Genomic DNA, 13,368 nt, shown 5'->3' on the forward strand with positions numbered 1-13,368 from the left:
CCCGGTGCAAGGAGCGTAGCAGAACTGTACTGACCCGAGTCGGCCCGATGTGTGCACTCAGCGACCGATAGCCCAGCCTTAACCTGTTCTCCATCGAATGCGCATTGCCAGGCCGCCCCGCAGGGGCCTTCCGATGCGTAAAAACTGGTTCGAATCACGCGAGATAGGTACAAAGGGAGGTTGGGCACTATGAATCTGCTAGAAGCCATGCGGATTTACGTCAGGGTGGTTGAGCGCGAGAGTATTTCCGGCGCGGCACGGGACCTCAATATCGGGCAGCCGGCCACAAGCGAACGCATCGAGCGGCTGGAGAAATACCTCGGCTGCCGGCTCCTGCTCCGTAGCGCACGCGCTTTCAACTGCACGCCCGAAGGCGTCACGTTCTACGAGCGTAGCAAAGCGATTCTGCTCGCCGTGGAGCAGGCGGTCGCTGAAGTGTCGAACGACCAGCAGGATCTCAAGGGAACGATTCGCATCGCGGCGCCTCATTGCTTTGGCGAGACGGTCGTGCCGCAAGCGTTGACCCTGGTGCGCGCAGCCTATCCGCAACTGGATCTGGAACTGGTCCTGAACGACAGGATCGTCGACCTCGTGACGGAGGGCGTCGATATTTCGTTTCGTCTTGGGCAACTTGGGGAAGGGGCATTCATTGCCCGTCAACTGGGGCAGGTTGGGCGTGTTCTCGTCGCCGCGCCAGGCTACCTGAGCCAGCACGGTCCGATCACCGAGCCGTCTGAACTGGTAAAGCATCCGTTCATCCGGGTCCAAGGTATGTTCGGCACGGAACAGTTGCCGCTCAGGCACATGGCGACTGTTGTGGAGAGCGCGCCGATCCGTACCGCAATCAAGACCAGTCATTGGCGGCCCATGTATGAAATGATCCTTTCGGGTGCAGGCATCGGAGTGCTGGAAGAGCCGGCATGCGTCGACGCGCTTGCAGAGGGCAGGCTCGTGCGCATACTGCCGGAATTCGAGGTGCTGCCCTTCGATCTGAATGTACTGATTCAGGCGCAACGTCCGGTGCCGCCACGGGTACGGATGATGGTGACGATGTTGAGAAAGTGCACGTCGGAAATCCTGGAGAGGGTGCAGGTCGACTGCGGCGAAGTGACGAGTCGCTTTGAAGTACTTCCCGACGATGATGTGTCTGCACTTCTAACACCATCGTTGCGGGCCTGAACACGCAACGATGGCTGAGGCTGGGAGATCTGGCAACCCCCAGCAACCGATAGCAGGAATCGGAAGGCGCTTACTCTGCCTGCGTCAACGACACCGACGCTTCGCTGGTCAGCATCAGGAATGTCAGCGTCTCGCACAGATAGAGGCGCACTACGGTGTCGGTATGGCTCACGTATCCGATCGACAGCTCTTCGCCAAGATGTAACTCGAAGTCGCCACCGCGCGTGGATAGCACGCTGCCGCCGGCAAGCGCGGGCGCCCAGATGATGTCGCCATTCACGATCCGCTTGATGTGCTCGATCACCGGATAGCCCTGATCGCGCGCCTCGCCGAGCGCTGTATATGCGTCGGCGCCGAGCAATACGGAATAGGGTCCGTCGACGCCCGCAAGCCGCAGCTCTTCGAGCGCGTTGCTGATCGTGTTCGGATAATCGCTGATGTCGGCCGGCAGCGCGAGCGCCGGATTCGACGAGCCTTCGCGAAGGCCACCTATGCCCGCAGCCTTATATCCATCGAAAATCGCACGGTCTTCGGCATAGGCGAGCTGCTTGGCTGCTTCCTTCGCGGGCTGCCAGTCGGCATCTTTCGCGCCGCGCACGACGCTGTCGATCGCTTCGCGCTGCAGCTCGAACGGCACGGTCAACTGCACGAGGCTCTTTACCTCAGCCAGTTTCGCCAAGACGCCCTGCTGCGGCGCGGCGATCGCGACCTGATGCCCCGTGCCGACGCCGGACAGTTCGGTTCCGCCGGGACCCTTGACGTCGACCACACGACGGCCGGCGACGCTGCGCTTGAACGTGCGAGCCACTTCGTCTTCGAGCTGCGACCAGGCGGCACGGGAGATGGGGGCAAGCTCGCGATGCAGATTATTCATGTTGAGAGATTCCCTTGAGAGAGCCAATATTCAGCGAGCCGTCGTGACGCGGCTCGGCGGATGAAGACGGTTCGGGTCGTTGCTCGACTGCGCCGGCAGCCGCTTGCGGATCGCGATCTGCGAGCGCCTCGAGCAAGGTGGCCGACGGGATGAAGAAGAGGCTGCCCGTGACCGCGCGGCTGTAGTCGAGCAGCCGGTCGTAGTTGCCCGGCGGCCGCCCGACGAACATGTTCTCCATCATCTGCTCGATAGGCTCGGGCGAACGGGCATAGCCGATAAAGTAGGTGCCGAACTCTCCCATGCCGGGGCGGCCGAATGGCATGTTGTCGCGGAGGATTTTCACTTCCTCGCCGTTCTCGGTGATCGTGGTGAGCGAGCTGTGTGAACACGACGGTTTGACCGCTTCGTCGAGTTCGATGTCGGCCAGTTTCGTGCGGCCGATAATGCGCTCCTGGGTCTCAACGGAAAGCGCGTTCCAGCCGGTCATGTCGTGCAGGTACTTCTGCACGATGACATAACTGCCGGCCTCGAACTCCGGGTCCTCGTCACCGATGCGGGTGAAATCGACGGCCTCACGACCCGCCGGATTCTCGGTGCCGTCGACGAAGCCCACCATGCTGCGCAGATCGAAGTTGCGAAAACCGTGTACTTCGTCAATGACTGAGACCGCCGCGCCGAGCCGTCCTGTCAGTTGCGTGGCGAGCTCGAAGCAGAGATCCATCTGATCTGCGCGGATGTGCAGCAGGATATCCCCCGGCGTACTCACGGCGCGACGTTCGCCTGCGCCGAATTCGCGGAACTGATGCAGGCACGCTGGGCGCGGGGCGCCGAACAACGTGTCCCACACGTCGGAGCCAAAGCCGACAACGCACGACAGGTTGCCGGAGGGGACGCGCTTGCCGACCGAGCGTACCAGGGCGGCAACGTCCCCGCACCACGCGCGCACCTGTTCAGCGGGCTCCTGGCCTGGCGCGAGGGTCGCGACGATGAAGATCGCGCTACGTGTGATGTCATTACAGACGGCTTGCGATTCTGGGGTGTCTTTGGGCATCGGATTGAATATTGATGAACCGTTATTGATTCCGGGAATGGAGCGAATGTCTTTCCGCCTTTGTGATCATCTGTCTAAGGCGCGCGCAAATTTTTCGTGCGGATGATTGAAGCATGTGTGCTGTTACAGCCGCTGCAAGCACACGTGAAGAGTTGCTTCGTCATCAGGAGGTGCGCAGATATACGTGACATTGTCGATGTTCAACTATGCGTCCAGAGATGTTATACCGCCCAGGCACATTATGGAAACAGTGCAAAGGATCTGGGTGAGTCCGAATGCGGCATCCCGAGGCCAGACGGGCGACCCGATTGCGTTTTGCATGCTCGCCGGCCGGCAACGTGTCAAGCGGCGTCAGGTGAGATCATGTGCCGATAATGTTCGACATTGTTTTGTCGCAAATCTCTGCTTCTCATTCGATACTTCATATCGGACCTGACGGTCTTCTATTCTCCTGTCATATCGTTACCATCCGTTCAGGCCTGTCTTTCGCAGCAAGAAAGGCGGCGCCAAATAATTCGCATTGCGAATGGAGGTAGCGTGCGGTGAATCTGTTCGAAGCCATGCGCATCTACGTCAGGGTGGTTGAGCGTGGGAGTATCTCCGGCGCGGCTCGGGACCTCAATATCGGGCAGCCGGCCGCAAGCGAACGCATCGAGCGGCTGGAGAAGTACCTTGGCTGCCGGCTCCTGCTCCGTAGTGCACGCGCTTTCAATCGCACGCCCGAAGGCGTCACCTTCTACGACTGTAGCAAGAGGATTCTGCACGCCGTGGAACAGGCGGTCGCTGAAGTGTCGAGCGACGAGCAGGGTCTCAAGGGAACGATTCGCATCGCGGCGCCCCACTGCTTTGGCGAGACGATCGTGCCAGAAGCGTTGACGCTGGTGCGGGCAAGCTATCCACAGCTGGATCTGGAACTGGTCCTGAACGACCGGATCGTCGACCTCGTGACGGAGGGCGTCGATATTTCGTTTCGTCTTGGGCAACTTGGAGAAGGGGCATTCATTGCCCGTCGATTGGGTCAGGTTGGGCGCGTTCTTGTTGCGGCGCCAGGCTATCTCAGCCAGCACGGTCCGATCACCGAGCCGTCTGAGCTGGTCAAGCACCCGTTCATTCGGGTCCAGGGCATGTTCGGCACCGACCAGTTGCCGCTCAGGCACGTGGCGACCGTTGTGGAGAGCGCGTCGATTCGTACCGCAATCAAGACCAGTCATTGGCGGCCCATGTATGAAATGATCCTTTCGGGTGCCGGCATCGGAGTGCTGGAAGAGCCGGCGTGCGTCGATGCGCTCGCAGCGGGCAAGCTGGTCCGAATCCTGCCGGCTTTCGACGTGCCGCCATTCGAACTGAATCTCCTGAGTCAGACACAACGCCAGATACCCATGCGGGTACAACTGATTGTGACGATGCTAAACCATTGCACGCCGGAAATCCTCGGTAGAGCGCGCGCTGAGGTCAAGGCCCAGTCCGACCGATACCATGAATCGGAAACAAACAAATGGCACGCGATGCGAAAGTCACTATCTTTGATAGACAACGTTGGCGAGTCAAGGAGCTATCAAATGGCACAACAGTTGATCGTCGCGGTTTTCGACAGTGTGGACGTCGCCGAAAGAGCCGGTCGGGATTTCAGGAATTTTGAGGAAAAAGACCTTGGTTTCAAAATCGAGAGCGGCGTGCTGGTTCAAAAGGACGCCACGGGTAAGCTGATCCTGCTCGACAAGCAAACCCGGCCGTTTTGGGGCACAGTGATCGGTGCGCTGACGGGCGGTTTGATCGGGATGCTTGGCGGACCGGCAGGGGCGCTACTTGGCTTCACGATAGGGGCAAGCGGTGGACTGGCCGAGCACGCGATCAAGGACACGTTCGACGACGATCTGGTCGCATCGATATCCGGCAAACTGACCCCTGGCCACGTGGCATTCATCCTCGAGGCGCAGGAGGCGTCACCGTTTGAAGTCGACAATATCGTGCTCGGTTATGGCGGGAGCGTTTTGCGCAAACCACTTGCCTGACCGGGTGCATTCTTCAGGAGTAACCGGACATGGCCGTATCTACCGACGAAGCTATCACCCGTGAAGCGATTGAAGGGCTCTATCGCGCCTTCGAGCAGAAAAGCGTCGCGTTGTTACGAAAGGTCGTTACCCCTGATTGGGAATATATTCCCGAGCCCGTCGGGGTGGCGCCGGGACCTGACCAGATGGTTCAAATATTCGCGAACATCGCCACAGCACTGCCGGATATGAAAATCACCATTCTCGACGTGTTGATTCATGGGGACCGGGTGGGCGTTCGCGCAGAGATCACGGGCACGCAAACCGGGACACTACTGGGCATTGCGGCCAGTTCCAAACACATCAGTTTCGCAATTCACTCTTTCCATCAGATGCGCGGAAATTTGATTGCGAAGACGTGGCATCTCGAAGACTGGCTATCGGTGTTCCGGCAACTTGGACAGTTACCACCAACGCTTGAGCAATCTTGAGTTGCGCGAGGACGGACGCATAAGCGCCGGGGAAGGTGCCGATGCTAGTGATGCATGGCGGCAGCGACTAGAAGATGAAACGGGAGCACGAGTAGTGCCGTTCCGCCGACGCCAAGCAGCCACAATGCAACGAACCACAGCAGGCCGTGGCGAGGCGTCTTACGGGTATCACGGCTTACCTGTGACATGGCATGGCTCCTGTCAGCTAGTGCTCTATTTGCCTGATTCATTCTAGGCGAATGGACTGCCCGAATCCATCTAAAAGCAAACGAGCGAGGCGCGCCGAAGGATTGACCTTCGCCGCGCCTCGCTCTGCTTTGGATGCCTGCACGCCAGGATGCGTTATCCGCATCCTGATGCGTCAGAACCGGTGCTGAATCCCCGCCGTGACACCCGCTTGCGTATCCGCCGCGCCAGTCAGATCACGCGACAGGCTGACCGCGTTGTCATGCTTGGCCATCGCATAACCGCCCGCCATATACAGCACTGTCCGCTTCGACAATGCGTACTGCGCCCGCAGAGAGAACAGTGTCGGATCGGCGTCGCTCGCGTCCTTGATGTCCTGATGGTAGACCGCGGCAAACAGCGAGAAGAACGGCGTCACATCGTATTGACCGCCGACCCAGTACATATCGCTGCGTAAGGTCGGCGCGGCGGTGTGGAAGGTGCGCCGATAGTTGCGATAGCCGGCCATCGCCTTCACCGTGCCGAAGTCGTAGCTCAAGCCGGCGTGGATGCCTTGAATGTAGTTGGTGGTATCCGCGGGCGTCACGCTGTCGTTCGCGCCGTTCTGCCGGTCGAAGGTGGCGACGACGGCAAACGGACCGTTCTCATAGCCGAGACCGAAGTCGTACTTGGAACTCGACTTCATGCTGCCCGGCACGTTGCCGAAGCCGTACATGGCGCCGAACTTGAACCCGGCGTACGTGCCGTCATAGCGCACGGCGTTGGCCGAACGCGAGAACAAACCGTCCTTACGACCACCGGTAGCGGTGGATGACGTCGCCCATGAGTAGTTCGGCGCGTAACCCATCGGGTCGAACTGCAGCATGTAGTCGTAGGTGGTCGTGAAATTGCGGCCGAGCGTGATTTGCCCGAAGCGATTTTTCAGGCCGATCGTGGCGCGGCGGTCGAAGATTGCGCCGGGGCCGTCGTCGAACTGGCCGTTCGCGACGTTGATGCCGCTCTCCAACTGGAAGACCGCTTTCAGTCCACCGCCAAGATCTTCGACACCACGCAGACCCCAGCGCGAGGTGTTCTTGCCGCCCGAGACGAGGCGCGCGGCGCCGCCGTCCTTGCTCGCGTGATTCACGTATTCGACGCCCGCATCGACGATCCCGTACAAGGTCACGCTCGATTGCGCATGGGCCGTTGCTGCCCATCCGGCGAGGCCGGCGCACGTCACGCCGAGGGTTGCCTTTGTCATGCTCCACTTCATCAACAGTCTCCTGTGCTTGGTTTATTCACTTCGGTTGGGGATACGGTGCGGCTGGGTCCATCAGCACGTTTGAACTCGCTTCAGCTCGCCTGTGCGAACGCCCAGCAGTCGTTGGCGGGGAATTCGATCCAGTGACGCCCGGCCGCGCGCGGCACATGGCCGAAGGCGCGCAGGCGCAGATCGCCGCAATGGAACAGGTATTCCCAGCGGTCGCCGAGATACATCGACGTGATGAGTTCCGCTTCGAGGCGGTTTGCACCTGGGCCATCGGCAACCTGCACGCGTTCGAGGCGAATCACGGCCTGCGCGTTTTGCCCGGTGGTGAGCGCTTCGCGCGCCTGGGCTTGCAATTGCCAGCCGTCGCCGGTCAGCGTCACGCGTTCGCCGTCGACCGCGGCAACGCGCGCGTCGATGCGGTTATTGCTGCCCATGAATTCGGCGGTATAGAGCGAGCGGGGCGCGCCATAGAGTTCGGCGGGCGTGCCTTCCTGTTCGATGCGGCCGTTGCGCAATAGCAGGATGCGGTCCGACATTGCCATCGCTTCGGTCTGGTCGTGCGTGACGCACAATGCGGACAGGCCGAGCGATACGATCAGCTCGCGCAGCCAGGCGCGCGCTTCTTCGCGCAGCTTGGCGTCGAGATTCGACAGCGGTTCGTCGAGCAGAATGACGGGTGGGTTGTAGACCAGCGCCCGCGCAATCGCCACACGCTGTTGCTGGCCGCCGGAAAGCTGGTACGGATAACGCGCGGCGAGGTGGCCGAGGCCGAGTTGATCGAGTGCAGCCTGCACGCGTTTTTTTTGCTCAGCGCTCGATACGCGCCGCAACTTCAATCCATAGCCGACGTTGTCCGCCACCGTGCGATGCGGCCACAGCGCGTACGACTGAAACACCAGCCCAAGTGAGCGTTGTTCGACCGGCAGATCGACTTTGGAAGCACCGTCGAAAAACACCTTGCCGTCCAGTTCGATACGGCCCGAGGAGGGCTGCTCCAGCCCCGCGACCGCGCGCAGCAGGGTGGTCTTGCCGCTGCCCGATGCGCCCAGTAGGCACACCACTTCGCCGGGGTTAAGTTCGAACGACACGCCTTTCAGGATCGGGTTGTCGCCATAGCTGAGAAACAGGTTGTCGACCGAGAGCTTATCCATGCAATTTCACTCCGAAGCGCAGGGCGACGCCGAGTCCGACGCCGACCATCGCGATGTTGATGACAGAAAGCGCCGCGACCTGATCGACCGCGCCGGTCGCCCACAGCGATACCAGTAGCGCGCCGATCACTTCCGTGCCGGGCGAGAGCAGATAGACCGCGGTCGAGTATTCGCGCTCGAAGATCATGAAGATCAGGAGCCATGCCGCGAGCAAACCGAAACGCACAAGCGGCAGCGTCACATCGAGACTGACGCGTGCCCGCGTGCCGCCGACGCTGCGTCCCGCTTCTTCGAGTTCGGGGCCGACTTGCAGCAGCGCGCTTTGAATCAGGCGCATGCCGTACGCGAGCCACACGACCGTGTACGCGATCCAGATGCTCCACATGGAGTTCTTCAGTTCCTTCAGGCCGGGCACGAAGAGGAAGATCCACAGGAACGCGAGACCGGCGAGCAGGCCGGGCACGGCGCGCGGCAGCAGCACGAGGTAGTCGAGCAGGCGCGTGGCCCAGTCGTTGCGGCGATGGCCGGCAAATGCGACCAGCGAATAGAAGCCCACTGCAAGCGCGCCACCGATCACACCGATGCCCAGCGTATTGAGAATTGCGCGGACCAGGTTGTCCTGTTCGAACAGTTCGGTGAAGTTGGCGAGCGTCAGCACTTCGGCGAGGTTCACGCCTTCGCCCCAGTTGGTGACGAACGCGCGCAGCGTGATGCCGGAGAGCGGCACGAACACCGTGAGCAGTAGCCACAGCGCGACGATCGCCAGCGCAACCCAACGCCATGCGCCGAGCGGCAGCACGGTCTGACGCCCCGCCTTACCCTTGACCGTGACAAAGCGGTTCGCGCTCTTCAGCAAGCGTCGTTGCAGCAGCACGAGCGGGAACGTGATCGCGACGATGCACACGGCGACGGCGGCCATCAGGTGATACGAGGGCACGCCGAGCTTGTTGGTGAGCTTGTACAGATACGTCGCCAGCACGAGGTGTCCTTCGGGGTCGCCGAGTACGAGTGGCAGGCCGAACACTTCGAAGCCGAGGAAGAACACCAGCACGCCGGCGAATAACAATGCTGGCAGCGTCATCGGCAGACTGACGTCGAGCGCGACACGGAACGGTCGCGCACCGGCGACGCGCGCTGCTTCTTCGACATCCGAGCCGAGATTGCGCAGTGCCGCCGACGAATACAGGTACACGTGCGGCACGTGTGTGAGTCCAACGATCACCGTAATGGCGAGAATCGAGTACACGCTCCATGGCGCCTCGGCGGTGCCGAACAGTTCCTTCCACCAGACTGAATAGAAGCCGACCGGACCGGCCGCGACGACATAGCCGAATGCGAGCACCATCGGCGAAACGAATACGGGGGTGAGCAGCAGCGGTTCGAGCCAGCGGCGGCCGGGCAGGTCCGTGCGTACCATCAGGAACGCAAGAATGCCGCCGAGCGGGATCGAGATGAACAGCATCCCGGCCGCGATGATGAAAGAGTTCTTCAGCGCGGACCAGAAGTCGGGGTCGCTGAAAATGAATTCGAAGCCGGCAAGACCGAGCGTGCGTTTGGCGTCGAAGAACGGCGCGTTCAGCACGCTCTGGAACAGAATGAAGCCGAGCGGCAGCGCCACCGCGACGGTCAGCACCGCGATGACGAGCCAGCGCAGCAGCCCCGCAAACGGCTGCAGACCGCCGCGCGGCAGTGCGCCTATCGTGCCGCCGTCGGCCGCGAAAGGTGGGGCATCGCGGTGTCCGGTTGCGCTAGTGGAAAGCATGAGTGTCCCCCTGCAGCGTGAAAGCCGCATATCGACAGGTAATGAAGGAAGGCGTGGCGTCCGCGCGTTTCAGCGTGGACGCCGTCAGGTCAGCCGAGGCTTAGCGCTTGATCGACTGCTGCCATTGCTTGAGGAATTCAAGCCGCTTGGACTGGTCGAGATACACCAGCAGGCCGGAGCCGATCGGGATCGGCTTGAGCGAGTCGCCGAGTTGTTTCGTGAGTCCCGCCATCGACGTTTCACCGTCGACGTCCGCGCGAATCGAGAACAGGCTCGCCTGGTTCGCGAGCAAGGTCTGACCGCGTTGCGACAGCAGGTAATCGACCCAGAGCTTCGCGGCGTTCGGGCTTTGCGCCTTCTTCGAAATCGTCACGAGGCGGCTCACCACCAGCGTGTAGTCTTTGGGATAGACGTAGCCGATCGACGGGTCTTTCTTCGCTTTGGTGAGGGCGTACGAACCGAGGATGTTGTAGCCGATCAGGTTTTCACCCGAAGAAATACGCTCCATCATCGCGCCGGTACTCGATTGCAGTTTCGGGCCGGTGGCGCCCATCGCTTTCACGAGGTCCCATGTGACTTGCGGATTGACGCGCGCGTCTTGCGTCAGATAGTTGAAGCCGACGCCGGATTTTTCGATATCGTAAGTCGTGACCTTGCCTTTGAACTGATCCGGCTTGCTTTGCAACAGCTTGATCAGATCGGCGCGGGTTTGCGGCACTTCGCCGGCGGCCAGAAGGCGCTTGTTGTAGACGATCGCAAGGGGCTCGTACGTGGTGCCATACGCCTGCTTCTGGTACTGCGCCCATTGCGGCAACTGCTTCGCTTCAGGCGATTCGTAACTGGCCATCAGACCGTCGTTGACGAGCTTGACCTGCAGGTCCATCGCCGAGCTCCACAGCACGTCGGCGCTGGTGCTGCTGGCCGCGTTTTCGCTGATGTAGCGGTTGTACAGCTCGGTGCTGTTCATGTCGTTGTACTCGACCTTGATGCCGTACAGGCTTTCAAAATCCTTGATGAGCGGGCGCACGAGAGCGGTGTCCGTGACCGAATACACGATCAGCTTGCCTTCCTTCTTTGCCCCGTCGACGGTGGCCTGATAGTCGCTGGGATAACCGGCCGGAAAGGCCGCCCATGCTGAGTTTGCGGCGAATGCAACGGCTACGGCGAGATAGTTCAAAGAGATTTGCACGTCTTCCTCCAGAAAACATTGTGTTTGTTTTGTGTAGGCGAATGGTAAGAGACGCTTGCTTTCTGAATGCTTTCAGTTTTCGAGGAAAATGCGTCACAATGGTCGAATTCGCCTCATGGATTTCCCTGGGATTCTGTTTATGCGTGTGCTGCTCGTCGAAGACAATCCGATTCTTTCCCGCTCGCTAACCGATGCGCTGACCAGCGCGAAACTCACCGTCGATTGCATGCATGACGGCGAGTCTGCCGACCATGTTTTGCGCACGCAGGACTACGCGCTGGTGATTCTCGATATCGGTTTGCCGAAGCTCGACGGCCTCGAAGTGCTGCGCCGTTTGCGCGCTCGGCGTAACGCGGTGCCGGTGTTGATGCTGACCGCGCATGGTTCGGTGGAAGAGCGCGTGCGCGGGCTCGATCTCGGCGCCGACGATTACCTCGCCAAGCCCTTTGCGCTCACCGAACTCGAAGCGCGTGCGAGGGCGCTGCTGCGCCGCAGTCACGGCCAGGAACCGCTGCATGCGCAATGCGGCACGCTGCTTTACGACAGCGTCGACCGCGGCTTCACGCTCGACGGCGAGCCGCTCGCATTGACGCCACGCGAACGTTCGGTGCTCGAAGTGCTGATCCTGCGCAACGGCCGCGCGATCAACAAAGACACGCTCTCCGAGAAAATCTTCGGGCTCGATGAATCGGTGAATGCCGATGCCATCGAAATCTACGTGCACCGCTTGCGCAAGAAGCTCGAGCGCAGTTCGGTCGGCATCGTGACGCTGCGCGGGCTTGGCTATCTGCTGGAAGCGAAAGACGCATGACACGGCCGAATCTGCGCGTTCGCGTCGCGCTGTGGTTATTGCTGCCGCTGCTTCTGCTGCTTGCCTTCGATGCATGGCTCACGTATCAACGTGCAATGAACGCGGCGCACGCGGCCTTCGATCGCACGCTGGAGTTTTCGCTGCGTTCGATACGCGACGGCATCCGTTTGCGCGACGCTCAGATCGAAGTCGATCTGCCGTATCTCGCGCTGGAGATGTTCGAATCCAACGGCGGCGGCAACATCTACTATCAGATCCGCGAGGAGGGCGGCCGGGTAGTGACCGGTTATCCGGATCTGCCGTCAGGCACGAAGGCGCTTGCCGAGCCCTACAGTGTGCAGTTTTATGACGACGTGTTTCGCGGACGGCCGTTGCGTATCGCGATGCTGAGATTGCCGGTCCACGACGTGCCGTCAGCGCAGACGCGTGTGGTGCTGGTGCGGGTCGGCGAAACGATCGAGCAGCGCCAGGCGTTGGCGCGCGAGATTCTGATCGGCTCACTGCAACAGGAATTCCTGCTGGTGGTGCTCGCGCTAGGCATCGTGTGGCTGGGGGTGGCGCGCGGCTTGCGGCCGCTGAACCGCCTGTCGGCGAAAGTCGCCGCGCGTGCCGAGGACGATCCTACGCCGCTCGATACGGTGGGCCTGCCGAGTGAAGTTGCGCCGCTGGTCGATTCGATCAATCAGTACATCGGCCGCACGCGGTTGATGCAATTGTCGCGCAGGCGATTCTTTAACGACGCCGCGCATCAGTTGAAGACACCGCTCGCGGTCATTCAGGCGGAGTCGGAGCTGGCGTTGCGTGATATCGATGGTGGTGATGAGCCCTCGAACGGTAATGGCCGGCAAGGCGTGCATTTGCGGCGGCTGAATCGCGCGGTGCAGCAGGCGGTGCGTATCGTACAGCAATTGCTGTCGCTTTCGCGGCTCGATGCGGACAGCGGTTATACGGTCAAGCATGCCGCCGTGCCGTTGCATAAAGTGGCGCGCAGCGTGACGCTCGACTGGTCGCCGGTGGCGCGCTCGCGTGGCATCGATCTCGGTTTTGAACAGGACGTGCGTATCGACGTGATGGGCCAGACCGATCTGCTGGCGGAACTGGTCGGCAATCTGATCGACAACGCGATTCGTTATTCGGGCGATGGGGCGGTGATTACCGTACGCGTTGCATGCGAAGGTGAGCAACCGTTGCTGCAGGTGATCGATAACGGGCCGGGGATTGCCGTCGGCGAACGCGATGCGGTGTTCGAGCGGTTCTATCGCAGTGAAGCGACGCAGACGGTCGAGGGCAGCGGGCTGGGGTTGTCGATCGTGCGGGAAATCGCACGCGTGCATGGCGCGGTGATTGCGTTGAGCGATGCACCCGGCGGTGGGCTGGTGGTTAGCGTGCTGTTTCCGGCGTTAAAGTCCGCGTGACGATCACGCGGCAACCGCA

Annotated in this window: 11 protein-coding genes and 2 pseudogenes; 6 read left to right on the forward strand and 7 right to left on the reverse strand. The window is 61.0% G+C overall.

Annotated elements, in window-relative coordinates; translation table 11 throughout:
- Positions 1 to 189 precede the first annotated feature (189 nt).
- A complete protein-coding gene (locus tag P3T25_RS04235; protein WP_154558430.1) occupies positions 190 to 1,179 on the forward strand; it encodes a LysR family transcriptional regulator in 990 nt (329 codons plus the stop codon).
- A 70-nt stretch (positions 1,180 to 1,249) separates the two neighbouring features.
- Here P3T25_RS04235 and P3T25_RS04240 read toward each other — a convergent pair whose 3' ends face one another.
- Together P3T25_RS04240 and P3T25_RS04245 are read right to left on the reverse strand one after the other, a co-directional pair.
- Positions 1,250 to 2,053 (reverse strand): family 1 encapsulin nanocompartment shell protein, encoded by an 804-nt coding sequence (locus P3T25_RS04240; protein WP_154558431.1) that lies wholly within the window; start codon positions 2,051 to 2,053, stop codon positions 1,250 to 1,252.
- On the reverse strand, positions 2,046 to 3,104 hold the full coding sequence (locus P3T25_RS04245; RefSeq protein ID WP_429357573.1) for a Dyp-type peroxidase: 1,059 nt from the start codon (positions 3,102 to 3,104) through the stop codon (positions 2,046 to 2,048). Before P3T25_RS04245 ends, P3T25_RS04240 begins: the two co-directional genes overlap by 8 nt.
- Before the next feature lie 542 nt (positions 3,105 to 3,646).
- Between P3T25_RS04245 and P3T25_RS04250 the strand changes: the two are divergent.
- The 3 genes and pseudogenes from P3T25_RS04250 to P3T25_RS04260 all read left to right on the forward strand — a co-directional run.
- A pseudogene (locus P3T25_RS04250) lies at positions 3,647 to 4,537 on the forward strand (LysR family transcriptional regulator); the annotation flags it as partial.
- 327 nt (positions 4,538 to 4,864) lie between these two features.
- Positions 4,865 to 5,116 (forward strand): annotated as a pseudogene (locus tag P3T25_RS04255) (DUF1269 domain-containing protein); the annotation flags it as partial.
- A 29-nt stretch (positions 5,117 to 5,145) separates the two neighbouring features.
- A complete protein-coding gene (locus P3T25_RS04260) occupies positions 5,146 to 5,586 on the forward strand; it encodes an ester cyclase (protein WP_154558433.1) in 441 nt (146 codons plus the stop codon).
- 44 nt (positions 5,587 to 5,630) lie between these two features.
- Here the strand turns inward: P3T25_RS04260 and P3T25_RS04265 are convergent, their stop codons facing one another.
- The 5 genes from P3T25_RS04265 to P3T25_RS04285 all read right to left on the reverse strand — a co-directional run bounded on the left by P3T25_RS04265 (position 5,631) and on the right by P3T25_RS04285 (position 11,123).
- Positions 5,631 to 5,774, reverse strand: coding sequence for a hypothetical protein (locus P3T25_RS04265; RefSeq protein WP_166618143.1), 144 nt, complete (start codon positions 5,772 to 5,774; stop codon positions 5,631 to 5,633).
- Positions 5,775 to 5,947: 173 nt separating this feature from the next.
- Positions 5,948 to 7,024, reverse strand: a complete 1,077-nt coding sequence (locus P3T25_RS04270; protein ID WP_171928778.1) for a porin — start codon at positions 7,022 to 7,024, stop codon at positions 5,948 to 5,950.
- An 80-nt stretch (positions 7,025 to 7,104) separates the two neighbouring features.
- A complete protein-coding gene (locus P3T25_RS04275) occupies positions 7,105 to 8,172 on the reverse strand; it encodes an ABC transporter ATP-binding protein (protein ID WP_154558435.1) in 1,068 nt (355 codons plus the stop codon).
- Entirely contained in the window at positions 8,165 to 9,934 is a 1,770-nt protein-coding gene (locus P3T25_RS04280) for an ABC transporter permease (RefSeq protein WP_154558436.1), read from the reverse strand. The genes P3T25_RS04275 and P3T25_RS04280 overlap by 8 nt, the downstream gene beginning before the upstream one ends.
- Before the next feature lie 100 nt (positions 9,935 to 10,034).
- Positions 10,035 to 11,123, reverse strand: a complete 1,089-nt coding sequence (locus P3T25_RS04285; RefSeq protein ID WP_429357574.1) for an ABC transporter substrate-binding protein — start codon at positions 11,121 to 11,123, stop codon at positions 10,035 to 10,037.
- A 139-nt stretch (positions 11,124 to 11,262) separates the two neighbouring features.
- Here P3T25_RS04285 and P3T25_RS04290 point away from each other — a divergent pair, with 139 nt between their 5' ends.
- Positions 11,263 to 11,934 (forward strand): response regulator, encoded by a 672-nt coding sequence (locus P3T25_RS04290; protein WP_120345163.1) that lies wholly within the window; start codon positions 11,263 to 11,265, stop codon positions 11,932 to 11,934.
- Positions 11,931 to 13,349 carry a sensor histidine kinase N-terminal domain-containing protein gene (locus P3T25_RS04295; protein WP_429357575.1) on the forward strand — a complete coding sequence of 473 codons (1,419 nt, stop codon included), beginning with the start codon at positions 11,931 to 11,933 and terminating at the stop codon, positions 13,347 to 13,349. Before P3T25_RS04290 ends, P3T25_RS04295 begins: the two co-directional genes overlap by 4 nt.
- Positions 13,350 to 13,368 lie beyond the last annotated feature (19 nt).

Origin of the sequence: Paraburkholderia sp. GAS32, assembly GCF_050434225.1 — a bacterium.
GTDB classification, from domain to species: Bacteria; Pseudomonadota; Gammaproteobacteria; order Burkholderiales; family Burkholderiaceae; genus Paraburkholderia; species Paraburkholderia madseniana.

What these genes read in the sequence shown, in the direction of transcription:
- P3T25_RS04240 (WP_154558431.1), bottom strand. Translation starts at nt 2,053, where the DNA reads ATGAATAATCTGCATCGCGAGCTTGCCCCCATCTCCCGTGCCGCCTGG.
- P3T25_RS04260 (WP_154558433.1), top strand. Translation starts at nt 5,146, where the DNA reads ATGGCCGTATCTACCGACGAAGCTATCACCCGTGAAGCGATTGAAGGG.
- P3T25_RS04235 (WP_154558430.1), top strand. Translation starts at nt 190, where the DNA reads ATGAATCTGCTAGAAGCCATGCGGATTTACGTCAGGGTGGTTGAGCGC.
- P3T25_RS04270 (WP_171928778.1), bottom strand. Translation starts at nt 7,024, where the DNA reads ATGAAGTGGAGCATGACAAAGGCAACCCTCGGCGTGACGTGCGCCGGC.
- P3T25_RS04290 (WP_120345163.1), top strand. Translation starts at nt 11,263, where the DNA reads ATGCGTGTGCTGCTCGTCGAAGACAATCCGATTCTTTCCCGCTCGCTA.
- P3T25_RS04275 (WP_154558435.1), bottom strand. Translation starts at nt 8,172, where the DNA reads ATGGATAAGCTCTCGGTCGACAACCTGTTTCTCAGCTATGGCGACAAC.
- P3T25_RS04280 (WP_154558436.1), bottom strand. Translation starts at nt 9,934, where the DNA reads ATGCTTTCCACTAGCGCAACCGGACACCGCGATGCCCCACCTTTCGCG.
- P3T25_RS04295 (WP_429357575.1), top strand. Translation starts at nt 11,931, where the DNA reads ATGACACGGCCGAATCTGCGCGTTCGCGTCGCGCTGTGGTTATTGCTG.
- P3T25_RS04265 (WP_166618143.1), bottom strand. Translation starts at nt 5,774, where the DNA reads ATGTCACAGGTAAGCCGTGATACCCGTAAGACGCCTCGCCACGGCCTG.
- P3T25_RS04245 (WP_429357573.1), bottom strand. Translation starts at nt 3,104, where the DNA reads ATGCCCAAAGACACCCCAGAATCGCAAGCCGTCTGTAATGACATCACA.